Raw genomic sequence first — 21,580 nt, forward strand, 5'->3', positions numbered from 1 at the left:
GGCGGGTGGCTGCACCCCATGGTCGCGTCGAGGCGCTCGGGCTATTGGGGTTGGTGTGGGGACCCCCCCCCCACCCGCCTACCCCAAATTTAAAACTGGGGGTTGTATGCCGCGGCTCGCGGCATCCACCACCAACCCCGATCACCACAGGAGAACTCCCCATGCGCACCCAGACCGTCCATGCCGACATCGTCATCGTCGGAGGTGGCCTGGCCGGTGTGAGCGCAGCCGTCGCCGCCGCGCGGCTCGGCCGGCGCACCGCGCTGATCAACAACCGTCCCGTCCTCGGCGGCAACTCGTCGTCGGAGGTGCGCGTGTGGGTCTGCGGCGCGACCGCGCACGGGAATCAGCGCTGGGCGCGGGAGACCGGGATCATCGGCGAGATGTATCTCGAGAACCAGTTCCGCAACCCCGAGGGGAACCCGGTGTACTGGGACGATGTGGTGCTCGACACCGTGCGCCGCGAGGAGAACATCAGCCTGTTCCTGAACACCGAGGTCATCGAGGTGGAGGCGTCCGGTCCCGACGAGGACCGGCGGATCACTTCCGTCGCGGGCTGGACGATGGGCTCCGAGATCCGCACCATCTTCCGTGCGCCGCTGTTCCTCGACTGCACGGGCGACGGGCTCGTGGGCGGGCTGGCCGGCGCACGTCACCGGCTGGGCAAGGAGAGCAGGGCCGAATTCGGCGAGGAATGGGCGCCGGAGGAGCCCATTCGCGAATTCCTCGGATCGACCCTGCTGTTCTACACGAAGGACCTCGGGCACCCGGTCAAGTACGTGGCCCCCGAAACCGCCAAGGACATCAGCACGACACCGATCCCGGAGACGCGGATCATCCGCAGCGGTGACAGCGGCGCGCACTACTGGTGGATCGAATGGGGAGGCACGCTCGACATCGTCGATGACAACGAGCGCATCCGCGACGAGCTGCGCTCGGTGATCCTCGGCATCTGGGACCACATCAAGAACTCGGGCGACTTCGACGCAGACAACCTGACGCTGGAATGGATCGGCAACATCCCGGGCAAACGCGAGTACCGCCGGTTCGTCGGTGACCACACGCTGCGTCAGCAGGACGTGCTCGAGCAGGTCGAGTTCGACGACGGCGTCGCGTTCGGCGGCTGGTCGATCGATCTGCATCCGGCCGAGGGCATGTACGCTACGGGCGCGGGTGCGGTGCAGCGCTTCTCGGACGGGGTGTTCGAGATCCCGTTCCGCTCGCTCTACTCGGCGAACGTCTCCAACCTGCTGATGGCGGGACGCAATGTGTCCGCCACCCACATCGCCTTCGGCGCAGCCCGCGTCATGGCGACCTGCGCGGCGATGGGCGAAGCGGCCGGCACTGCGGCATCCCTGTGTCTGACGCACGACGCGACCCCTCGCGACCTGTACCTGCGGCACCGTGCCGAGCTGCGCCAGGCGCTGCTCCGCCAGGACGCCCCGCTGATCGGCGTCGCGAACGAGGACCCTCTCGATCTCGCCCGCACGGCCGCGGTCAGCGCGTCCGGGTGGCAGCGCACGATCCAGGCGCTCGGGGTGGCCCGGGAGCCGCACGCGCTCCGTGACGATCTCGGACTCGTGATTCCGGTGCACCCGACGCTGGAGACCACCGACCTGCTGCTGAGCGCGACCGAGCCGACCGAACTGACGGTCGAGGTGTGGTCGACCGCGAAGCCGCAGAACGTCGTGCCCGCGAAGCTCGAGCACACCACGACCGTCGCCGTGCCGGCCGGTGCCCCCTCCTGGGTGACGGCATCGACGCCATTCGCGCCGGAGACGCCGCAGAACGCGATCGTGGTGCTGCGGGCCGCGCCTGCCGTGAGCGTCCACCTGACCGCACCGCTGCCGCCCGGGTCGCTCACTCTGGTGCACCGCGCCGACAACGACGACCAGAACGTCGAGATCAGCGACGACGGCCTGCTGGTCAAGTGGCCGACCAAGCCGCTGCGCGGGAGGACGCCCGTGTTCCGCACGGCGCCCGAGAGCGAGGCGCTCGCGCCCTCCCGCGCCGTCTCCGGTTACAACCGCCCCTTCGGCGGGCCGAACATGTGGGCGTCGGCACCGATGGCCGAGGGCGAGCAGTGGCTCCGGCTCGACTGGGAAGCGCCCGTCGAGGCTGCGGAGGTGCGACTGGTCTTCGACGACGACGTCGACGTGTCGCTGAACACCCTGCACCACCACCGCAACCCCGACGAGGTCATGCCGCAGCTGGTCCGCGACTATCGAGTCGAGGTGCTGTCCGTCGCCGGCGGCACGTGGACGACCATCGCCGAGGTGCGCGACAACCGTCACAGGCAGCGCGTGCACGAGCTGCCTGAGGGCCTTGGCGCCTTCACCGCCGCACGACTCTCGGTGCAGGCCACGAACGGTGCATCTGAGGCACGAGTCATCGCCTTCCGGGTGCAATCGTGAACGATGACGCTAACGTGAAGCACACCCGCACGCCGACGGGCGGACGCCGCGCATCCAGGAGGCCTCAGATGACGACTTCGCCCGTCGAGCGCGTCCATGCCGCGAACCGCGAGGCACCCGGCGCCCGCGCGACCCGCACCGGGCTGATCGCGCTGGCGGTGCCGCACCTGGAAGAGCCCTACTTCGCCGAACTCGGCGCGCGTCTGGTGCGCGGCGCCGAGGAGCGCGGGCTCGCCGTGCTCATCGTGCAGACTCAGGGCGAGCACTCCCGCGAGATCGACGTCGCCAACGGCGTGGGGCTGCCCCCGATCGACGGCCTGATCCACATCCCGCGGTCCCTGACCGTCGCCGACCTCACCCGCCGCACGGCGCCCGGCCCGCTCGTGCTGCTCGGCGAGCACATCGAGGTCAGCCCGTTCACGCACATCACGATCGACAACAGCGCTGCGGCGCGCACCGCCACCGAGCACCTGATCTCGGTGGGATGTCGCCGTATCGCGTTCATCGGACGCCGTGACGTGCGCCCGTCGGATGCAGCCGATCGCCGCCACGCCGGCTATCTCGCCGCCCTCGCCGCCGCCGGAATACCCGCCGACCCCGCTCTGACGGCCCAGGTCGAATCGTTCACCGCCGAAGAGGGTGAGCGTGTCGCGCGACGGATGGCGGCGGAGGTGCCCGGCCTGGACGGGATCGTCTGCTCGAACGACTCCGTCGCACTCGGCGCCCTCGCGGCGCTGCACATCGCAGGGCTGCGAATTCCGCAGGATGTAGCGGTGGTCGGAATCGACGACATCCGCGCCGCACGGTTCGCCGTTCCCGCGTTGAGCTCGGTGGCCCCCGACCACGAGCGTCTGGTGGATGCCGCGTTCACCGAGCTGGAGCGCCAGCTGACGGCACCGCTCGGCGCTGATCTGCCCGTGCGACACGTGATCGTCCCGGCGCATCTGGTGAAGCGGGCCAGTTCCGCGCGCACATGAGAGGCTCCTTCGCGGCGCCGCGCGATCCGGCCGGCGCAGGTCTCTCAGTGGGTGTCGAACGTTTCGGATGCGGCGATGTCGAGCCGGCCGACGTGCGCGGCGAGCTGCTCGCGTGCCTCGTCGACCAGTCCGTCGTCGATGATCAGGCGGTCGATGTCGCTGAGATCCGCGATCGTCGTGAGGCCGACCACCTGCCAGCGGGTGTGATCGGCGAGAACGACGACCTCCCTGGCGGCCGCCATGAAAGCGCGGTGGGTCTCGGCCTCCAGCAGGTTCATGGTGGTCATGCCCGCCTGCACATCGAGCCCGTGCACATCGAGGAAGACCACGTCGCAGTGCAGCTGCTCCAGAGCGCGCACGGCGACGGGACCGACCAGCGACTGCGCGGGCGTGCGCACGCCACCGGTCAGCACGACCGTCTGCGTGTAGGGCGCGTCAGCCCGGTCGGGCGGCGAGAACAGGTCGGAGACGGTCAGCGAGTTCGTGACCACGGTGAGGTCGGGCACACGCGCCAGCTCCTGTGCCAGTGCGACGCCGCCAGGCCCTCCCGAGATGCCGATCGCCATCCCGGGCTCGACCAGGCCGGCCGCAGCCATGGCGATCGCCCTGCGCTCGCCGCTCGGGGCCGGGACCGGGCTGCGCACCCCGATGCCGGATGCCGCCCGCACGCCGCCGCGCACCTTCTGCACCTCGCCGGCCTCGGCGAGCAGTTCGATGTCGCGACGGACCGTCATGTCGCTGACGCCGAGCTGAGCGATCAGCTCCGGGATCGGCACGGTCCCGCGTTCGCGGACCAGAGCGAGAATGCGCTCGCGCCGTTCGGTGACCAGCATCCGCTCTCCTTCTCGTGCGGTCACCAGTCTGCCATGCACCCCCTCCCGCGCACCGACAGGACGACGATCAACGCATGACCCTCCCCGCCCCCTTCGACGCCTGGTTCCCCGACGCGGCTTTCGACGGCAGCTACGGCTTCACGCTCGAGACCCTGCGCGCCGTGAGGCCGGCGCCGCCCTCCCCCGGATTCGCGGAGCGCTGGTCGGAGTGGCGGGATGCCGCCCGGGCAGTGCCGTCGGCACCCGTGGTGCTCTCCACCCGCGAGCGCCGCGACAGGCGCATCTCGCTGATCGAGCACGGCAGCGCCGACGGCGTGCGCCTGCGATCGTGGCTCGTCGAGCCGTGCGAGGGCGAACCGCGGGTCGGCATCGTGCACAGCCATGGCTACGGGGGGCGCGACCGGGTCGAGCTGCACCGCGTGCCGGTGGATGCCGCCGCGATCTTCCCCGTCGCACGGGGGTTGGGCGCGCTGAACACCGGCGTCGGCGCTCCCGCTGTCAGGGACGAGCACGTCGTCGCCGGTCTGGACGATCCCGACCGGTACGTCGTGGGATTGTGCGCCCGTGACCTCTGGCTGGCAGCGGATGCCGTCGTGGAGCTGGTTGGCGACGTGCCGCTGTACTACGTGGGCGAGAGCTTCGGCGGAGGGATCGGCGCCCTGGCCGCCCCGTGGGACGACCGCTGCATCGGCGCGACATTCGTGGTTCCGACGTTCGGGCAGTACGACCTTCGAATGGCGGTGCCGTGCCTCGGCAGCGGTGAGAGCCAGCGTGCCCTGGTTCTCGCGCGCCCGGAGCTGCGCGAGCAGCTGCGCCTGTTCGACGCCTCCACGGCGGCGATCCTCCTGCGCGTGCCGGTGCGAGTGGAGGCCGCGCTGTGGGATCAGTCCGTGCCTCCGCAGGGGCAGTTCGCCGTCGCCAACGCGGTCGCCGATCTCGAGCTGTGCGTGCTCCCGGCCGGGCATGCGGAGTATCCCGGTGTCGGCAGGGTGACCATCGACGCCCGCCGCGCAGGGGTCGCTCACCTGCAGCGTGTGCTCGACGGTCGCTGACGGATATCGGCTGCTCGCGTCGCCCGCTCGGCGTTCAGCCGCCGACGACGCCCTCGAACAGCCCGATGCGGTTGCCGTCCGGATCGACGATGACGGCCCATGCGCTGGTGTCGGTGATGGGCTGCTTCTCCATCGCCACGCTGCCGCCGGCGTTCTTCGCCGTCGCGATCGTGTCGTCGATCGAGTCGACCTCGACGTAGGAACGCGGCTGCGTGAACTCGCCGTCGCGCGGCGCGAGGCCGCCGCCCGAGAGGCCATTGGGCGCCGACCACATCGGATAGCCCTCGAAGCCGGGCATCTCGGCGATGTTCCAGCCGAAGAGCCCCGAGTAGAAGGCGCTCGCCTTCGCCATGTCGCTCACCGGGATGTCGATGTGCGTGATGTCACCGTGTGCCATTCTCCGTGTCCTCTCATCGGCCGACGCGGCAAGTCTGCGCCTCGGCCGGGAAAAGGACAAGAGTCACCCCTCGGTCGAGCGCCGGTAGCCGAGGTGGTCGGGATTGGGGGCGAGCATCCAGCCGTCGCCGTCGGCGACGACGAGGTTCTTCATTCCGCCTGCGGCGGCGATCAGTTCGTAGTCCTGCCCGGCATCCGCGGCGTAGCAGAACAGGGTCACGAATGGCTCGTCACCCACGTTCACGCTGCGGTGGATCCAGTGCCCCGGAACGTTCACGGCCTTGCCAGGGGTGAGCTCGATGGCGACGGAGCGGCCGTCGATGGTCTCCATCAGCATGACGCCGCGCCCGCTCAGGCAGTGGTAGAGCTCGGCCCGGTCGGCGACCGCATGGAGGTGCCCGCGCGTGACGGCGTACTCGGCGCCGACGCGACCGGGAAGCAGAGTGCTCGTGCCGACGATGAGCGCACCAGGACCCTCCTGGTAGCGGTGGTCGTCGACCCAGTAGATCAGCTCGCCGGCGCCGCGCTCATCGACCGTCGACTGCCAGGCGGCGTCGTCGCGGTAGACGCCCGCCATGTCTCCGAGGAACTTCTCGTAGCGGCGGGTGCGGCCGACGATGCCGCCGTCCGGCGAGATGTCGAGCGACACGGGGGTGTCGACGGCGGGTGGGATGCTCACGAATGACCTCCTAGCAACTTGTAATTACAGGTATACTCCGAAACACCCCGAACTCGAAACCAGCAGGGACGAACTGTGATCATCGCGCACGACCTCGGCACGACCGGCGACAAGGCGTCGCTGCACCACGACGACGGCCGCCTGGTGGCATCCGTCACCGTGCCCTACCCGGCGCACTTCGCCGCGGGTGGCGTCGCCGAGCAGAACCCACAGGACTGGTGGGATGCCGTCGTCACCGCGACCCGCGACCTCCTCGCCCGCACCGGCACCGTCGCCGCGGACGTCGCAGGCCTGGTCGTCAGCGGCCAGATGATGGGCGCCGTGCTGCTGGACGCCGACGGCGAGCCTGCGCGACCAGCGATCATCTGGGCCGACACGCGCGCCGGTGCACAGCAGCGCGAGCTGGAGGCCACACTCGGAGCCGAGCACGCCTACCGTCTGCTCGGTCACCGCCTGAACCCCACCTACTCGGTCGAGAAGGTGATGTGGGTGCGCGACAACGAGCCGGACGTGTGGGCACGGGTGCGTCGCGTCTGCGTCGCGAAGGACTTCATCGTGCTTCGGCTCACGGGCAGACTCGCCACCGACCGTTCCGACGCCTCGGGCACCAACGCGTATGACCAGCACAGCGGCACCTGGTCCGACGAGGTGCTCGCGGCCGCGCGGCTCGACCCCGCCCTGTTCCCTGAGATCCTCGACTCCACCGCGATCGCCGGCACTCTCACGGCCTCCGCGGCCGAGTCGCTCGGGCTGAGCGGCGGCGTGCGGGTCGTGATGGGCGGAGGAGACGGCCCGATGGCCGCTGTCGGCTCCGGCGTGGTCGCCCCGCAGGACGGCGCTTACGTCTGCCTCGGCACCAGCTCGTGGATCTCGTTCGCCGCCGACGCTCCGCTGCACGACGCCGAGCTGCGCACGTTCACGTTCGACAACGTCGTTCCCGGATCGTTCGTGCCCACCGCGACCATGCAGGCCGGCGGGGCGTCGGTGCAGTGGATCGCCGAGGCTCTGTCACCGGATCCTGCACACCCGGAGACCGGCCGTCTCACCGCGGAAGCCGCCGGTGACATCGACACGGAGGACCTCTACTTCCTGCCCTACCTACTCGGCGAGCGCTCGCCCCTGTGGGACCCCGACGCCCGCGGCGCGTTCGTCGGCATCGGCCGTCATCACACGAGGGCGCACCTGATGCGCGCCGTGCTCGAGGGCACGGCGTTCAATCTCCTCACCTGCATCCAGGCGTTCCGCGCCTCTGGGGCTGTCATCGACCGGATCGACGCGGTGGGCGGCGGCGCGCAGAGCGACGCTTACCTGTCGGTGCTCGCCGACGTGTGGGGAGTGCCCGTGCGCAGGCGCACCGTCGTCGAAGAGGCCAACAGTCTCGGCGCCGCCGTGACCGCCGCCGTCGGGCTCGGTCTCGCCGACTTCTCGGCCGCCAGGGCGCTCAGCGAGGTGACCGCCGAGTTCACCCCGGATGCCGCGCGCCACGCCGTCTATGGCGAACGTCACGCTCGCTTCACCGACGCCTACACCGTTCTCGCACCCTGGTTCGCCGGCGCTCGCCGTGCGGCCGGCGAACGCGGCGAGTCGGAGCGTCTCGCGGAGCGGACAGTCTGATGGCCGTGATCCTCGTCACCAGCCGCTCATTCTCGGACGGCGACCTCGACCTCGTCGGCCGCGCCGCCGACGCCGGCCACCGCATCATGCGCGGACCGGCGCATCACGACCTCACCGAGCTGCGCGCGCTGCTGCACGGCGCCGACGCCTGGATCGCCGGAACCGGACCGGTCACCGACGAACACCTCTCGGCCGCGCCGAGGCTCAAGGTCATCGCCCGCTACGGCGTCGGCTACGAGTCGGTCGATCTCGAAGCCGCCGCGCGACGCGGCATCCAGGTGACGAACACCCCGGGCGCGAACGCGGCCGCCGTCGCCGACCACACGATCGGCCTGATGCTCGCGGCGCTGCGCAGCATTCCCGACGGCGACCGCCGCGTGCGCGACGGCGACTGGAGCGTGCGGCGCGGCCGCGAGCTCGGGGCGGCGACCGTCGGCATCGTCGGCTTCGGCCGCATCGGACACGCCGTCGCGCGACGTCTGAGCGGGTTCGGCCCGCGCATCATCGCCTCCGACCCGTTCCTGCCGGCCGAGCGCGTACGGGAAGCCGGCGCCGAACCGGTCGACCTCGACGATCTGTTCCGCGTCGCGGATGTCATCACTCTGCACGCACCAGGCGGCCGGCGTCTGGTCGACGCCGCGCGCCTCGCGGGTGTCCGTCCCGGCACGGTGCTGGTGAACACCGCCCGGCCCGACCTGATCGAAGAATCCACCGTCGCCAACGCCCTGCGCGACGGCACGCTCGCGGCCTTCGCCGCCGACACCCTCGACGGCGACACGGCGGGCAGCGCCGGCCCGCTGCTCGACCCAGGCCTCCGCGATCGCGTGATCGTCACCCCCCACCTGGCCGCGCAGACCACGCAGGCAGTGGACAATATGGGCCGCATGTCGCTCGAGGACGTCATCGCCGTGCTGCGCGGCGAGGCGCCCGCACATGCCGTCACCCACTAGGAGAGCACGATGAACCGCACCCCCACCGGCGATCACATGGGCTTTGTCGGCGTCACGACCGGCTCCTCGTCGATCATGAAGGTGTTCCCGCTGTGGGCTGACATCCTGCAGCTGCCGACGCGCACGCTCGTCGGCCACGACCTGCCGATGAACGCCGCTCCCGCCGTGTACCGCGGCATGGTCGAGCAGATCCGCGACGACGGGCATCATCGCGGCGCGCTGGTGACGACCCACAAGATGAGCGTCTACGCCGCAGCATCCGACCTCTTCGACGAACTCGACCCGTTCGCCGTCTCCTGCTCCGAGATCTCGAGCATCTCCAAGCGCGGCGATCGGCTGATCGGACGCGCGAAGGACCCGATCACCGTCGACCTCGCGCTGAACGACTTCCTTCCCGCCGGGCACTTCGCCCGCACCGGAGGGCACGTGGTCATCCTCGGCGCCGGCGGCTCCGGCACCGCGCTCAGCTGGGCGCTCGCCGAGCGCGACGACGCGCCCGCTCGCGTGGTGGTCACCGCCCGGTCGCAGGACAGTCTCGACCACCTGCGCGAGGTGCACCGCCAGCACGGAACGCCCGATGACCTGATCCGCTACGTCGTCACCGAGACCCGGGAAGAGGCGGATGCCGTCGTGTCCGGAGCGCCGGCCGGATCGGTCATCGCCAACGCGACGGGGCTCGGCAAGGACCGTCCCGGCTCGCCGCTCAGCGACGCGGTGGTGTTCCCCGAAGGCGCGTACGCGTGGGAGTTCAACTACCGCGGCTCGCTGGAATTCATGCACCAGGCGCTCGCGCAGCGCGAGCCGCGCGGCTTGATCGTCGAGGACGGCTGGCGCTACTTCATCCACGGATGGTCGCAGGTCATCGCGGACGTGTTCGAGATCTCCCTGACACCCGAGATCGTCGAGCGACTGGCGACCGCGGCGGAAGCGGTGCGCTGATGTCGGCGGGTCTGGTCAGGACCGTGCTCGGCGATGTCGACCCGTCGTCGCTGGGACGCGTGGACTATCACGAGCATCTGTTCCAGATCAGCCCGCTGCTGCCCGGCGACGAACTCGACGACGAGGACGCATCCGGCTCCGAGGCTGCCCTGCTGAAGGCGAGCGGCTTCGATTCGATGGTCGACGCCACACCCTTCGGGCTGGGGCGCGACCCTGAAGCCGTCGCACGCATCAGCGAGGGGACGGGGCTCGGCGTCGTCGCGACCACGGGTCGTCATCGCGAGGCGCACTACGGCGACGACCACCCGATGCAGGTGTGGGATGCCGATCGCCTCGCCGCTCTTTTCACGGCAGACGTGACGGCCGGGATGGCAGCGGACGATGCGCAGCTGTTCGAGTCCCCTGAGGTCGCAGTCGCCCGCACTCGTGACGGCGAGGCGGTACGGGCCGGTCTGCTGAAGGCCGGCGTCGGCTACTGGAGCATCAGCGCGTTCGAGCGCACCACGCTGGAGGCGCTCTCCACGGCCCACCGGAACACGGGTGCGCCGATCATGGTGCATCTGGAGTTCTGCACGGCAGCGCACGAGGTGCTCGACCTGCTCGCCGCCGAGGGAGTCGCCGCCGAGCGGGTCGTGCTCGCACATGCGGACCGCGATCCGGATGCAGGCCTTCATGTCTCCCTCGCCCAGCGGGGAGCGTATCTGGGTTACGACGGCTTCGCGCGCCCGCGCACGCACAGCGATGCCCGGCTGCTGGAGCTCACCGCGGCGACGGTCGAGGCCGGCGCAGGCGATCGCATCGTGCTCGGGGGCGACGTCGCCAGGCGCACCCGCTACATCGCCTACGGCGGCATGCCGGGCCTGTCGTATCTCGGCGAGAGGTACCTCCCGCGCTTGCGCTCGGTCGTCGGAGACGAGGCGGTCGACCGGATGCTCGTCGGCAACCCCGCGCGGCTGCTCACCCTCGGGCGCTGACCTGGCCGCGGAGAAAGTGCGCGCGGGCGGTGGATCGCCGTCGCACTCCGCCGGATCGCCGTCGCCCTCCGGAGGGCGGCCGCCACACGCCGGAGGCCACACGAAAGGGCCCCTCACCCGAAGGCGAGGGGCCCTTTCGTCACGGCGTGATCACTCGTAGAGGACCGCCGCGATCTTCGGGTCCTCGATGTTCTCGGCGTCGTACCAGTACGAGCCGGTGTCGTAGAACTCGTCGAGCTCCTCACCCTTGGCCGCGGCGACAGCCGACTCCACGGTGCGGGCGCCGATGCCGATCGGGTCCTGGGTGATGGCGCCGGCCATCGTGCCGTCCTTGATCGCGTTGATCTGAGCAGCGCCGGAGTCGAAGCCGATGATGGTCAGCTTGCCCTTCTCGATACCGAGCTCCTTGACCGCGTTCACGACACCGATGGCGGAGCCCTCGTTGGTGCCGTAGATGCCCTTGAGGTCGGGGTGTGCGGCGATCATGCTCTTGGCGATGTCGGCCGACTTCAGGTGGTCGCCGTCGCCGTACTGGATGTCGACGATCTCGATGTCGGGGAAGTCGGCCTCGATCTTCTCGACGAAGCCATCACGCCGCTCGACACCCGTCGAGTTGATCTGCGAGTGGCCGACCACCGCGACCTCGCCCTCGCCGCCGATGAGCTCGGCCATGTGCTCGGCGGCCAGTGCGCCGGCGGCCTTGCTGTCGGTCGCGGCCAGGCTCAGCCCGACCTCGCCGTTGCAGGGCGCGTCGAAGTAGACGACCGGGATCTCCTTCGACTTCGCCTGTTCGAGCGGTGCCACGCAGGCCTCGGGGTCGAGCGCGGCGTAGCCGATGGCGTCGGGGTTGCTGTTGATCGCGGTGGTCAGCATGTCGAGCTGCTGCGCGATCTCGGTCTCGGCGGCCGGGCCCTCGAACGTGACGCGCACGCCGAGTTCCTCGGCCTTCTCCTCGGCTCCGGTCTTGACGGCCTGCCAGAACTGGTGCTGGAAGCCCTTCGAGACGAGCGCGACGTACATCTCGCCGTCGTTGCCGCCGCCGCCGGCGTCGCCACCGGGGTTCTCACTGACCACGTCACCGCCGCCGCAGCCCGCGAGGGCGATGGCGGAGGCTGCGACGAGCGCTGCGAATGCAGTCTTCTTCTTGCTGAATCGCATGTAAAACTCCATTGTTCTCTGTGTGTGCCGATCGGGCGATCGGCGGGTGGTGGGAAGGGACGTTCAGGTGCGCTGCCGGTTGCGCAGCGAGTCGAAGAACACCGCGAGCAGCACGACGACGCCGACGACGATGTTGCGCCACTCGGTCTGGATCGACAGGATACTGAGCCCGTTGACGAGCACGCTCATGATGAGCGCGCCGATCACCGTGCCGACGATCGAGCCTCTGCCGCCCAGCAGCGACGTGCCGCCGATGATGACTGCGGCGATCGCCTGCAGCTCGTAACCCATGCCGATCTGCGGCTGTGCCGAGTCGAGACGGGAGGCGATCACCACGCCGGCGACACCGACGAAGGCACCGGCGAACATGTAGACGAAGATCGTCCAACGGCGGGTGTTCACGCCCGAGAGGCGGGTGGCCTCCTCGTTCGAGCCGATCGCGAACGTGTACCGGCCGAGCAGGGTCTTCGACAGCACCAGAGCGGCGACGATCGCGAGCACGATCGTGATGAGCACGGCGTTGGGGATGCCCGGGATGAGCACGCCCAGCGCGATGCGCTTGAAGTCGGGGGCCGAGGTCGAGAAGTAGATCGGGCGCACATTGGAGATCACGAGGGCGAGGCCGCCGGCGATCATCATCATGGCGAGGGTCGCGATGAACGGAGGCAGGCGGAGGAACGTGATGTTCACGCCGTTGACGAGTCCCATCAGCACTCCGGTTGCGATGCCGCCGAGCACACCGACCCAGATCGGCATCCCCCAGTTCGTGATGAACACACCGGTCATCACCGCGCACAGCGCCATACCCGTGCCGAGCGACAGGTCGATGCCGCCGGTGATGATGACGAACGTGGTGCCCAGCGCGAGGATCGCGATGACCGCGGTCGACAGCAGCACGGTGGTGAGGTTGCTCACCGTGAAGAAGGCTGGGCTGGCGATCGCGAAGAAGATCACCAGCACGACGAGGGTGCCGAACGCCAGCGACTGCTGCAACTGGCGCTTCAGCATCCCGCTGATGTCGCGCTTGTCCGTGTTCTCTGCGACGGCCTGCTGGACGACGGTGGTGGTCGATCCGGGCTGCTGAGGCGTGCTCATTGTTCTTCCTCCCCATGGGCGGCGAGCTGCATGATCTTCTCCTGGCTGGCTTCCTCGTTGCGGAGGGTGCCGGTGATCCGGCCGTTCGCGAACACGGCGATGCGGTTCGCGACACGCAGGATCTCCGGCAGCTCCGACGAGATGACGATGATGGATTTGCCCGATGCGGCGAGCTGCTGCATCAAGCGGTAGATCTCCTCCTTGGCCCCGACGTCGATGCCTCGGGTGGGCTCGTCGAAGATGAGGATGTCGCAGTCGCGCATCAGCCACCGGGCGATGACGACCTTCTGCTGGTTGCCTCCCGACAGCAGTTTCACGATCTGGTTGACCGACGGCGTCTTGACCCGCAGCTGCTGGACGTAGTCCTTGGTCTGGTTCTTCGCCTTGCGATCGCCCATCCAGCCGATCGCGTTCGCGTACGAGTCCAGCGAGGCGAGCACCGTGTTGAACGTGACGTCCTGCTCGAGCATGAGGCCGAGCAGCTTGCGGTCCTCAGAGAGGTAGCCGATGCCGCGCTTCACGGCGTCCTCGGGCTGGCGGATCCTGACCGCCTTGCCCGCGACCGTGACCGTCCCGCTGTCCTTCCGGTCGGCGCCGATGATGGCGCGGGCGGTCTCGGTGCGTCCCGCCCCCATGAGCCCCGCGAATCCGAGGATCTCGCCCTTGTGCAGCTGGAACGACACGTCCTTCAGCAGCGCCTTCGTCGACAGACCCTGCACGTCCAGGACGACAGGGTCGCCGAGGTGCTCACGGGCCTCTGGCCTGGTTCCCTCGTCGATGACGCGGCCGACCATCATCTCGATGATCTTCGGAACGCTGATCTCGGACTTCTCCAGCGATCCGATGTAGGCACCGTCGCGCAGCACGCTGACCCGGTCGGCGAGGCGGCGCAGCTCGTCCATGCGGTGGGAGATGTAGACGATGCCGGTGCCGCGCTGCTTCAGCTGCTCGATGAGCACGAACAGCGTCTCGACCTCGGCGTCGGTGAGAGCCGACGTCGGCTCGTCCATGATGAGCACCTTGGCGTTGAAGGAGAGCGCCTTGGCGATCTCGACCATCTGCTGCTCGGCGACGGTGAGGTCACCGACCTTCTTTCGCGGGTCGAGCTTGATGTCGAGGCGATTGAGCAGTTCTTCGGTGCGGCGATTCAACGCCCGCTCCGACAGGAACGGCCCGTTCTTCGGCTCGCGCCCGATGTAGATGTTCTGCGCGACCGTGAGGTCGGGCATCATGTTCAGCTCCTGGTGGATGATCGTGATGCCGAGCTGCTGGGCCTGCAGGGGGCTGGTCAGCTCGACCTGCTCACCCTCGAACGTGATGGTGCCCTCGTCGCGCGTGTAGATGCCCGAGAGAATCTTCATCAGGGTCGATTTGCCGGCGCCGTTCTCGCCGACGAGAACCAGCACCTCTCCGGATCGCACCTCGAGGTGCACGTCCTTGAGAGCCTGCACGCCGGGGAAACCCTTGCTGATTCCCTCGACCCGGAGGATGGGATCACTCATCGGCACCTGCTCCCTTGAAGGTCGGCGGGTTCCGTGGAACCCATTTCAAACATCGGATCAATTCTGCGACTCACGAACGATCGGCGCAAGTCGCATTCGACCGTACGTGACGGACGGATGCTTGTGAAGGCCTGTAATGACATCTAGGCCAACTTGTAATAACATCTTGATCACGAGGGCGTACGAGTTCCGTGCGCACGGAGGGAGAACGATGCTCATCGGCGCACACGCCCTGGTATTCAGCGGGACCTTCGGCGAGCAGGGTCTCCGTCGCGCCGTCGAGGGGACCAAGCGAGCCGGGTTCGACCTCATCGAGATCCCTCTGATGGACGTCGACGCCTTCGACTCCGAGCTCGCGGCGCGGATGCTGCGCGATAACGACCTGTCCGTGACGGCATCCCTCGGTCTCACCGAGAGCACCGACCTCACCAGCGAGGACCCGGCCGTCGTCGCCGCCGGCGAGCGCATACTGGAGCAGTGCCTCGATCACGTCGCCGCCATGGGCGGCGAAGTGCTGTGCGGGGTGATCTACTCGGCCATGCGCAAGTACGCCTCGCCCACCACCGCCCGCGGGGTGGAGAACAGCCAGGGGGCCATCGCCCGGCTGGCCGACAAGGCCGCGCAGCGCGGCATCCGTCTCTCGCTCGAGGTCGTGAACCGCTACGAGTCGAACGTCTTCAACACCGGCCGGGGAGCTCTCGCCTACCTCGACGGCGTCGATCGGGATGACGTCTCGGTGCACCTCGACACGTACCACATGAACATCGAAGAGTCCGATCTCTTCCAGCCCGTTCACGACGTCGCCGCGGCCGGCAAGCTCGGCTACGTGCACATCGGGGAGAGCCACCGAGGTTACCTCGGCACCGGCAGCGTCGACTTCGGCACCTTCTTCCGCGCGCTGCACGACGTGCGCTACGACGGCCCGATCGTGTTCGAGTCCTTCTCGTCGGCGGTCGTCAGTGCCGAGCTCAGCAACACGCTGGGCATCTGGCGCAACCTCTGGCAGGACTCCGACGACCTCGCCGCGCACGCCAACCGGTTCATCCGAGACGGCCTGCACGCGGTGGGCACGATCGACCTGCACTAGCCTCGCAGCCGGCGACTCGCAGCCTGCGGACGGCTGACGGATCGTCAGGCCGAGGGGTGGCCGACGACGCCCTTGCGAAGCAGCGCGTTGCCGTACTTGCGGGTCTCCCCCGTTCGCACCATCAGGTAGGCGCGCTTGGCGACGTCGTAGTAGGCGAAGCGTTCGACGAACCGCGTCGCCTCGAGCGTCGTTCCCGCTGCCGCCATCAGCTCGCGCTGCACGTCGAGCACCTCGGCGTCCGCCGACTCCATGAGGTCGATCCCCGGGGCGTCGTCGAGCGGCAGCACCGACCGGATCGCGGCGACGACCTCGGGGGTCGTCGTGCCGGGCAGATCGACGACCCGCTCCCCCAGCGCCCACGCCGGGAAGTGTGCGTCGGCGACGACCACCGAATCGGAGTGCCCCATTCGGTCGAGGTGCAGCAGCACCTCGCCGGTCAGCAGCGGGTTGATTCCTTCGAGCATCCGAGGCTCCTTCGTGCACGCCCCGTCAGGCGGGGATGAGTCCTTCGTCGGCCAGCTGGGCCCACAGGTCGGCCGGGATCTGCAGCGCGGCGTACTCGGCGTTCTGCCGCAGCTGGGCCGGGCGGCTTCCGCCGACGACGACCGAGCGCACGACGCCGGACTGCAGGGGGAACTGGATCGCGGCCGCAGGAAGCGGCACGTCGTGGTCCTTGCAGATCGCGGCGATGCGCACCAGGCGCTCCCACAGCTCCTCGGGCAGCTGCCCGTACTCGTAACGGCCGTCGCGGCGCGGCTCGCTCTGGGCGAGCAGGCCGGAGTTGAACACGGATGCCGCGACGATGCCGGTCTCGCGTTCCGCGCAGGCCGGCAGCACCTCGGCCGCCGCGGGCTGCTCGAGAAGCGTGTAGCGGCCCGCGACCATGATCAGGTTCAGATCCGCCTCGCGCACCGACCGCGTGAGAGCATCCGACACCATCGACCCGACGCCGATCGCGCCGACCAGCCCTTCGTCTCGCACGGTCTCGAGTGCGGGGAACGCCTCGGCCAGGGCGAGGTCGAGGTCATGCCTCTCGGGGTCGTGCAGATAGAGCAGGTCGATCCGTTCGATGCCCAGCCGTTCCTGCGATTCGGCGATGCTGGCGCGGATGCCCGCCTCCGAGAAGTCCCACACCCGGCGCAGGTCGTCCGGCACATGGAAGTCGTTGTCGGTGTCGAGTCCCCCGTCGTGGTCGGGATTGGGGCGCAGCAGACGCCCGGCCTTCGTCGACAGCACGAACTCGTCGCGCGGCTTGGTCTGCAGGAAGGCCCCGAGGCGCTTCTCGGAGAGACCGAGGCCGTAGTGCGGCGCGGTGTCGTAATAGCGGATGCCGGAGTCCCAGGCGGCCTCGAGCACCGCCCAGGCCTCGTCATCGCTCAGCTCGCGGAACAGGTTGCCGACGTTCGCCGCACCGTAGCCCAGGGTGGGCAGCTCGAGCTCAGTCGATGACATGCTGCCCCTTCCAGGTGTACTTCGCGATGCTCTCGGCCTTCATCTCCATGCTGGTGCCCGGCTCGGTCGGAGCCATGTACGACCCGCTCTTGATGTCGGTCGGCACCACGAAGTGCTCGTGCAGGTGGTCGACGTACTCGATCAGGCGCCCCTCGCGGGTGCCGCTGACCGCGACGAAGTCGAACATGGACAGGTGCTGCACGGCCTCGCACAGCCCGACGCCACCGGCGTGTGGGCATACCGGAACGCCGAACTTGGCGGCGAGCAGCAGGTTCGCGATGTTCTCGTTGACGCCGGCGACGCGCACCGAGTCGATCTGCATGACCTCGATGGCCTCGGCCTGCAGCAGCTGCTTGAAGATCATGCGGTTCTGCGCGTGCTCGCCGGTGGCGACGCGGATGGGAGCGACGCCGCGGGCGATCTCGGCGTGGCCGAGGATGTCGTCGGGGCTGGTGGGCTCCTCGATCCAGGCCGGGTTGAACTCGGCGAGCGCGTTCACCCACTCGATGGCCTCGGAGACCTCCCAGCGCTGGTTGGCGTCGATCGCGATGGGGAAGTCGGGCCCGCACACCTCGCGCGCCTTGCGGAAGCGGCGGATGTCGTCGTCGAGATCGGCGCCGACCTTGAGCTTGATCTGCGTGAAGCCGTCGGCCATGGCCTCACGGGCAAGGCGCTCGAGCTTCTCGTCGGAGTAGCCCAGCCAGCCGGGGCTGGTGGTGTAGGCCGGGTAGCCCGTGGCCAGCAGCTCGGCCTCGCGCTCGGCGCGGCCGGGCTCGGCCGCCCGCAGGATCTCCAGCGCGTCCTCGCGGGTGAGGGCGTTGGTGAGGTAGCGGAAATCGACGAGGTCGACGATCTGCTCCGGCGTCATGCGGCCCAGCAGCTGCCACAGCGGAAGCCCCGCGCGCTTCGCCTTGATATCCCACAGGGCGTTGATCACGGCGCCGATGGCCATGTGCATGACGCCCTTCTCAGGGCCGAGCCAGCGCAGCTGCGAGTCTCCGATGATGTCGCGGAACGTGCCGCCCATGTCGTCGAGCAGCGGCTCGATCTCGCGACCGACGAGGTGCCCGGCGAGTGCGTCGATGGCGGCGACCTGCACGTCGTTGCCGCGGCCGATCGTGAACACGAACGAGTGTCCTTCGATGCCGTCCTCGGCGTCGGTGCGTACGATCACGTAGGCGGCCGAATAGTCAGGGTCTGGGTTCATCGCATCCGAGCCGTCCAGGCTCAGGGATGTGGGAAAGCGGATGTCGCTGGTGTCCAGCGCGACGATACGGCTCACAGGGCTCCTTCGGGTGCGTCGGCGATTTCTGACGCAGACTCTTGGAGTGTAAACATCCGATGTCTATACTGTCAACGACGGATGCGGTGTCAGCATCCGCCTCGAAGACGTGAAGGAGAACCATGAAGTTCGCGCGACTCGGCGAGTCCGGAAGCGAGATCCCCGTCGTCATCGACGGCGACCGCACGTTCGATCTGCGCCCGGTGACATCCGATGTGGACGGCGACTTCCTCGCCGGTGATCCCGTCGGACGCACGCAGGAGGCGCTTGATGCCGGCACGCTCCCCGAACTCGCGGATGCGGATTCGCTGCGCATCGGCTCGCCCATCGCCCGCCCCAGCGCCGTGATCTGCATCGGCCAGAACTACGCGGCGCACGCCCGCGAGTCCGGCGCCGAGCCGCCGACCGTGCCGATCCTGTTCCTGAAGACGCCGAACACCGTCGTCGGCCCGAACGACACGGTTACCATCCCCCGCGGCAGCGAGAAGACCGACTGGGAGGTCGAGCTCGGCATCGTGATCGGGACGCGCGCGGCGTATCTCGACTCGGTCGACGAGGCCGAGGCGCACATCGCCGGCTATGTGGTCGCCAACGACGTGTCGGAGCGCGCGTATCAGATGGACGTGTCGGGCGGGCAGTGGTCGAAGGGGAAGATCGCCTTCGGCTTCAACCCGACGGGGCCGTGGCTGGTGCCGGCCGCCGAGGTCGACGCGCAAAACCTGAACCTGCGCAGCTGGGTGAACGGCGAGCCGCGTCAGGACTCGAACACGAACGACATGATCTTCGACGTGCGCACGATCGTGCACCACCTCTCGCAGTACGTCACCCTCGAGCCCGGCGACCTGATCCTCACCGGCACGCCGCAGGGCGTCGCGTTCGGCGGCAAGTTCCCCTATCTGAAGGCCGGCGACGTCGTCGAGATCGAGATCGAGGGTCTGGGCCGCCAGCGCCAGGAGTTCGTCGCCTGGGAGGCGCAGAGGTGACCGGCCAGGTGGAGGGCCTGGTCGCGATCGTCACCGGCGGAGCATCCGGGATCGGCGCCGCCATCGCGCGCCGGCTGCACGAGGAGGGTGCGCAGATCGCGGTGCTCGACCGCGACACGTCCGGCGCCGATGAGCGCTTCGCGGCGTTCACCGCCGACGTCTCCGACCGCGCCTCAGTGGATGCCGCCGTGGCGGCGGTGGGTGAGCGCTTCGGCCGCATCGACATCGTGATCAACAACGCCGGCATCGGCGCTCAGGGCGATGTCACCGCCAACGACGACGACGAATGGGCCCGCGTGCTCTCCATCAACGTCACCGGCATCGCCAGGGTCACCTCGGCCGCGCTGCCGTGGTTGCGCGAGTCTCCCGCGGCGGCGGTGTGCAACACGGCATCCATCGCCTCGACCACCGGTCTGCCGCAGCGCGCGCTGTACTCGGCGTCCAAGGGCGCCGTGTCAGCCCTCACCCGCGCGATGGCCACCGACCACCTGCGCGAGGGCATCCGCATCAACGCCGTCAACCCGGGCACCGCTGACACGCCGTGGGTGAACCGCCTGCTCGACTCGGCCGCCGACCCCGAGGCCGAGCGCGCCGCGCTCAACGCCAGGCAGCCGCACGGCCGCCTGGTCTCGGCCGAAGAGGTCGCCGGCGCGGTGCTGTACCTGGTCAGCCCGGCATCCGGGTCAACCACCGGCACGTTCATCGAGGTCGACGGCGGCATGGCTCAGCTGCGCCCCCGCCCCGAGTGAGCTGACCGACCGCCTCGAGGGGTCGCGATTCGTCTGTTTCCGGCAACCGGATGAGACGGGTCGCGGCCCCTCAGTCGCGCCGGCGGCTGCTCACCGGTCGCCCGAGGGGTTCCGAGCGCGATCCCCGAACCCCGCGAGCACCAGCCTGACACCCTCGGCGATATGCGCAGCGCGCGTCTGTTCGGCGAAAGGTGCGGATCCGAACATCGCACGGTCGACCGGGCCGACGACGACGAGCAGCACGAAAGTGCGGGCGGCACGGCGCGCGTCTCCGGCGAGCAGCCCTCTTTCCACGAGCCCGCGAAACATGCGGGCGAGGGCCTCGACGCTGCGTTCGTGGCCTCCCCTGGCGAAAGCCTCGGCAGATGCCGCGAAGCGGTGGGATTCCGCGATGGCGAGTCGTCGTAACCCGATCATCCTCGGAGTCAGAACAACCTCGAGGAACGCTTCCCCCAACGCTTCGAGATGGCGGCGAAGGGAAGATGCGGTGACCGACGCCGACTCCTGCTCATGAATCGGCAACGACGCGAAGGCGCGTTCCGTCTCCGCCTGGAGCACCTGCACGAACAGGCCCTCCTTGCTTCCGAAATGCGCGTACAGCGTCTGCTTGGACACGCCTGCCCGTTCCGCGATCTCGTCCATCGAGGCGGGATCGTAGCCGTCGCGCACGAAGACATCGGCGGCCGCGGCCGTGATGGCGGCCCGCTTGCGCAGCGAACTGGGGCGCTGGGGTTGACTCTCCATACGCATGAGTCTATTTTCTAGATATCATACTCGTGAGTCTAGAAAGGAATCCCATGGGGAGAATAGTCGCAACAGAGAACATCACCCTCGACGGCGTCATCCAAGGCCCCGGAGGAACCGACGAGGACACCCGCGGAGGGTTCCAGCACGGCGGATGGGCGAGCGGGTTCGACGACCCCGTCACGGCAGAGTTCATGGGCGCCGACATGTCGACCACGAAGGCCATGCTCTTTGGCCGCCGCACCTATGACCAGCTCGTCGGCCACTGGCTCTCGACGACAGACCCGAATCCGTTCACCGGCCTGCTTGCCGCCATGCCGAAGTACGTCTGCTCCGCGTCGGCGAGCACAAAGCTCCCGCACCCCAACTCCACGCTGCTCGCCGGCGATGCCGCGGAGACCGTTGCGCGGCTGAAGGAAGAAGTCGATGGCCCGATCAGCGTGCTCGGCAGTGGAATGCTTGTCCGCTCCCTGCTTGCAGCGGATCTGCTCGACGGACTCGTGCTGGTGACGTTCCCCATCGTCCTCGGTTCGGGCACGAAGCTGTTCGCGGACAGCGCGCGCGTCGATCTGAGCCTGGAACGCTCGGCCCGGTCGAGCACCGGCCTGCTCTTGGCCGAGTACTCCGTCCGCGCCTTGCCGGGATGACCCCGACGCAGTGCCTGGAGGGTCGCGACTCGTCTGTTTCGGGCATCCGGATG

General features: G+C 69.0%; 21 protein-coding genes. 11 read left to right on the plus strand and 10 right to left on the minus strand.

Annotation, left to right across the window (positions count from 1 at the left end):
* The first annotated feature begins 161 nt into the window (after nt 1-161).
* Both RIN43_RS00005 and RIN43_RS00010 read left to right on the plus strand, forming a co-directional pair.
* Nucleotides 162-2,414 carry an FAD-dependent oxidoreductase gene (locus RIN43_RS00005; RefSeq protein ID WP_309126814.1) on the plus strand — a complete coding sequence of 751 codons (2,253 nt, stop codon included), beginning with the start codon at nt 162-164 and terminating at the stop codon, nt 2,412-2,414.
* 68 nt (nt 2,415-2,482) lie between these two features.
* Complete coding sequence (locus RIN43_RS00010) at nt 2,483-3,391, plus strand: substrate-binding domain-containing protein (protein ID WP_309126815.1); 909 nt, start codon at nt 2,483-2,485, stop codon at nt 3,389-3,391.
* A 44-nt stretch (nt 3,392-3,435) separates the two neighbouring features.
* Here RIN43_RS00010 and RIN43_RS00015 read toward each other — a convergent pair whose 3' ends face one another.
* Complete coding sequence (locus RIN43_RS00015; RefSeq protein WP_309126816.1) at nt 3,436-4,224, minus strand: DeoR/GlpR family DNA-binding transcription regulator; 789 nt, start codon at nt 4,222-4,224, stop codon at nt 3,436-3,438.
* A 74-nt stretch (nt 4,225-4,298) separates the two neighbouring features.
* On the opposite strand from RIN43_RS00015, the gene RIN43_RS00020 reads away from it, so the two are divergent.
* Entirely contained in the window at nt 4,299-5,276 is a 978-nt protein-coding gene (locus RIN43_RS00020; RefSeq protein WP_309126817.1) for an acetylxylan esterase, read from the plus strand.
* A gap of 34 nt (nt 5,277-5,310) precedes the next feature.
* On the opposite strand, the gene RIN43_RS00025 is transcribed toward RIN43_RS00020, so the two are convergent.
* Together RIN43_RS00025 and RIN43_RS00030 are read right to left on the minus strand one after the other, a co-directional pair.
* Entirely contained in the window at nt 5,311-5,673 is a 363-nt protein-coding gene (locus RIN43_RS00025; RefSeq protein ID WP_309126818.1) for a VOC family protein, read from the minus strand.
* 63 nt (nt 5,674-5,736) lie between these two features.
* On the minus strand, nt 5,737-6,351 hold the full coding sequence (locus RIN43_RS00030; protein WP_309126819.1) for a glucose-6-phosphate isomerase family protein: 615 nt from the start codon (nt 6,349-6,351) through the stop codon (nt 5,737-5,739).
* 75 nt (nt 6,352-6,426) lie between these two features.
* Here RIN43_RS00030 and xylB point away from each other — a divergent pair, with 75 nt between their 5' ends.
* From xylB to RIN43_RS00050, 4 genes are read left to right on the plus strand one after another with little or no spacing between them, the layout of a single operon-like run.
* Complete coding sequence (gene xylB / locus RIN43_RS00035) at nt 6,427-7,965, plus strand: xylulokinase (RefSeq protein WP_309126820.1); 1,539 nt, start codon at nt 6,427-6,429, stop codon at nt 7,963-7,965.
* Nucleotides 7,965-8,915 (plus strand): phosphoglycerate dehydrogenase, encoded by a 951-nt coding sequence (locus RIN43_RS00040; RefSeq protein WP_309126821.1) that lies wholly within the window; start codon nt 7,965-7,967, stop codon nt 8,913-8,915. Before xylB ends, RIN43_RS00040 begins: the two co-directional genes overlap by 1 nt.
* 9 nt (nt 8,916-8,924) lie before the next feature.
* On the plus strand, nt 8,925-9,854 hold the full coding sequence (locus RIN43_RS00045; protein ID WP_309126822.1) for a shikimate dehydrogenase: 930 nt from the start codon (nt 8,925-8,927) through the stop codon (nt 9,852-9,854).
* Nucleotides 9,854-10,828, plus strand: a complete 975-nt coding sequence (locus RIN43_RS00050; protein ID WP_309126823.1) for an aryldialkylphosphatase — start codon at nt 9,854-9,856, stop codon at nt 10,826-10,828. Before RIN43_RS00045 ends, RIN43_RS00050 begins: the two co-directional genes overlap by 1 nt.
* 150 nt (nt 10,829-10,978) lie before the next feature.
* On the opposite strand, the gene RIN43_RS00055 is transcribed toward RIN43_RS00050, so the two are convergent.
* The 3 genes from RIN43_RS00055 to RIN43_RS00065 form a co-directional block, all read right to left on the minus strand.
* On the minus strand, nt 10,979-11,986 hold the full coding sequence (locus RIN43_RS00055) for an ABC transporter substrate-binding protein (RefSeq protein ID WP_309126824.1): 1,008 nt from the start codon (nt 11,984-11,986) through the stop codon (nt 10,979-10,981).
* A 63-nt stretch (nt 11,987-12,049) separates the two neighbouring features.
* Nucleotides 12,050-13,081: an ABC transporter permease gene (locus RIN43_RS00060; RefSeq protein ID WP_309126825.1), complete on the minus strand. Its 1,032-nt coding sequence runs from the start codon at nt 13,079-13,081 to the stop codon at nt 12,050-12,052.
* Nucleotides 13,078-14,583, minus strand: a complete 1,506-nt coding sequence (locus tag RIN43_RS00065; protein ID WP_309126826.1) for a sugar ABC transporter ATP-binding protein — start codon at nt 14,581-14,583, stop codon at nt 13,078-13,080. Before RIN43_RS00065 ends, RIN43_RS00060 begins: the two co-directional genes overlap by 4 nt.
* Before the next feature lie 211 nt (nt 14,584-14,794).
* On the opposite strand from RIN43_RS00065, the gene RIN43_RS00070 reads away from it, so the two are divergent.
* Nucleotides 14,795-15,670: a sugar phosphate isomerase/epimerase family protein gene (locus RIN43_RS00070; RefSeq protein ID WP_309126827.1), complete on the plus strand. Its 876-nt coding sequence runs from the start codon at nt 14,795-14,797 to the stop codon at nt 15,668-15,670.
* Nucleotides 15,671-15,714: 44 nt separating this feature from the next.
* On the opposite strand, the gene RIN43_RS00075 is transcribed toward RIN43_RS00070, so the two are convergent.
* The 3 genes from RIN43_RS00075 to RIN43_RS00085 are packed head-to-tail and all read right to left on the minus strand — an operon-like array spanning nt 15,715 to nt 18,404.
* Nucleotides 15,715-16,134, minus strand: a complete 420-nt coding sequence (locus RIN43_RS00075; protein WP_309126828.1) for an RbsD/FucU domain-containing protein — start codon at nt 16,132-16,134, stop codon at nt 15,715-15,717.
* Nucleotides 16,135-16,159: 25 nt separating this feature from the next.
* Complete coding sequence (locus RIN43_RS00080; RefSeq protein WP_309126829.1) at nt 16,160-17,122, minus strand: aldo/keto reductase; 963 nt, start codon at nt 17,120-17,122, stop codon at nt 16,160-16,162.
* On the minus strand, nt 17,109-18,404 hold the full coding sequence (locus RIN43_RS00085) for an L-fuconate dehydratase (RefSeq protein WP_309126830.1): 1,296 nt from the start codon (nt 18,402-18,404) through the stop codon (nt 17,109-17,111). Before RIN43_RS00085 ends, RIN43_RS00080 begins: the two co-directional genes overlap by 14 nt.
* A 122-nt stretch (nt 18,405-18,526) precedes the next feature.
* Between RIN43_RS00085 and RIN43_RS00090 the strand changes: the two genes are divergently transcribed.
* A complete protein-coding gene (locus RIN43_RS00090; protein ID WP_309126831.1) occupies nt 18,527-19,387 on the plus strand; it encodes a fumarylacetoacetate hydrolase family protein in 861 nt (286 codons plus the stop codon).
* Nucleotides 19,384-20,136 carry an SDR family oxidoreductase gene (locus tag RIN43_RS00095; protein WP_309126832.1) on the plus strand — a complete coding sequence of 251 codons (753 nt, stop codon included), beginning with the start codon at nt 19,384-19,386 and terminating at the stop codon, nt 20,134-20,136. Before RIN43_RS00090 ends, RIN43_RS00095 begins: the two co-directional genes overlap by 4 nt.
* A 90-nt stretch (nt 20,137-20,226) precedes the next feature.
* Here RIN43_RS00095 and RIN43_RS00100 read toward each other — a convergent pair whose 3' ends face one another.
* Complete coding sequence (locus RIN43_RS00100; RefSeq protein ID WP_309126833.1) at nt 20,227-20,880, minus strand: TetR/AcrR family transcriptional regulator; 654 nt, start codon at nt 20,878-20,880, stop codon at nt 20,227-20,229.
* Nucleotides 20,881-20,933: 53 nt separating this feature from the next.
* Here RIN43_RS00100 and RIN43_RS00105 point away from each other — a divergent pair, with 53 nt between their 5' ends.
* Nucleotides 20,934-21,527 (plus strand): dihydrofolate reductase family protein, encoded by a 594-nt coding sequence (locus RIN43_RS00105; protein WP_309126834.1) that lies wholly within the window; start codon nt 20,934-20,936, stop codon nt 21,525-21,527.
* The last annotated feature ends 53 nt before the right edge of the window (nt 21,528-21,580 follow it).

Source organism: Microbacterium sp. (genome assembly GCF_031178445.1).
GTDB lineage: Bacteria > Actinomycetota > Actinomycetes > Actinomycetales > Microbacteriaceae > Microbacterium.

Bases quoted from the DNA above. Each gene is read 5' to 3' on its own strand.
- RIN43_RS00005 (WP_309126814.1), top strand. From the start codon at position 162: ATGCGCACCCAGACCGTCCATGCCGACATCGTCATCGTCGGAGGTGGC.
- RIN43_RS00010 (WP_309126815.1), top strand. From the start codon at position 2,483: ATGACGACTTCGCCCGTCGAGCGCGTCCATGCCGCGAACCGCGAGGCA.
- RIN43_RS00015 (WP_309126816.1), bottom strand. From the start codon at position 4,224: ATGCTGGTCACCGAACGGCGCGAGCGCATTCTCGCTCTGGTCCGCGAA.
- RIN43_RS00020 (WP_309126817.1), top strand. From the start codon at position 4,299: ATGACCCTCCCCGCCCCCTTCGACGCCTGGTTCCCCGACGCGGCTTTC.
- RIN43_RS00025 (WP_309126818.1), bottom strand. From the start codon at position 5,673: ATGGCACACGGTGACATCACGCACATCGACATCCCGGTGAGCGACATG.
- RIN43_RS00040 (WP_309126821.1), top strand. From the start codon at position 7,965: ATGGCCGTGATCCTCGTCACCAGCCGCTCATTCTCGGACGGCGACCTC.
- RIN43_RS00045 (WP_309126822.1), top strand. From the start codon at position 8,925: ATGAACCGCACCCCCACCGGCGATCACATGGGCTTTGTCGGCGTCACG.
- RIN43_RS00050 (WP_309126823.1), top strand. From the start codon at position 9,854: ATGTCGGCGGGTCTGGTCAGGACCGTGCTCGGCGATGTCGACCCGTCG.
- RIN43_RS00055 (WP_309126824.1), bottom strand. From the start codon at position 11,986: ATGCGATTCAGCAAGAAGAAGACTGCATTCGCAGCGCTCGTCGCAGCC.
- RIN43_RS00060 (WP_309126825.1), bottom strand. From the start codon at position 13,081: ATGAGCACGCCTCAGCAGCCCGGATCGACCACCACCGTCGTCCAGCAG.
- RIN43_RS00065 (WP_309126826.1), bottom strand. From the start codon at position 14,583: ATGAGTGATCCCATCCTCCGGGTCGAGGGAATCAGCAAGGGTTTCCCC.
- RIN43_RS00070 (WP_309126827.1), top strand. From the start codon at position 14,795: ATGCTCATCGGCGCACACGCCCTGGTATTCAGCGGGACCTTCGGCGAG.
- RIN43_RS00075 (WP_309126828.1), bottom strand. From the start codon at position 16,134: ATGCTCGAAGGAATCAACCCGCTGCTGACCGGCGAGGTGCTGCTGCAC.
- RIN43_RS00080 (WP_309126829.1), bottom strand. From the start codon at position 17,122: ATGTCATCGACTGAGCTCGAGCTGCCCACCCTGGGCTACGGTGCGGCG.
- RIN43_RS00090 (WP_309126831.1), top strand. From the start codon at position 18,527: ATGAAGTTCGCGCGACTCGGCGAGTCCGGAAGCGAGATCCCCGTCGTC.
- RIN43_RS00100 (WP_309126833.1), bottom strand. From the start codon at position 20,880: ATGGAGAGTCAACCCCAGCGCCCCAGTTCGCTGCGCAAGCGGGCCGCC.
- RIN43_RS00105 (WP_309126834.1), top strand. From the start codon at position 20,934: ATGGGGAGAATAGTCGCAACAGAGAACATCACCCTCGACGGCGTCATC.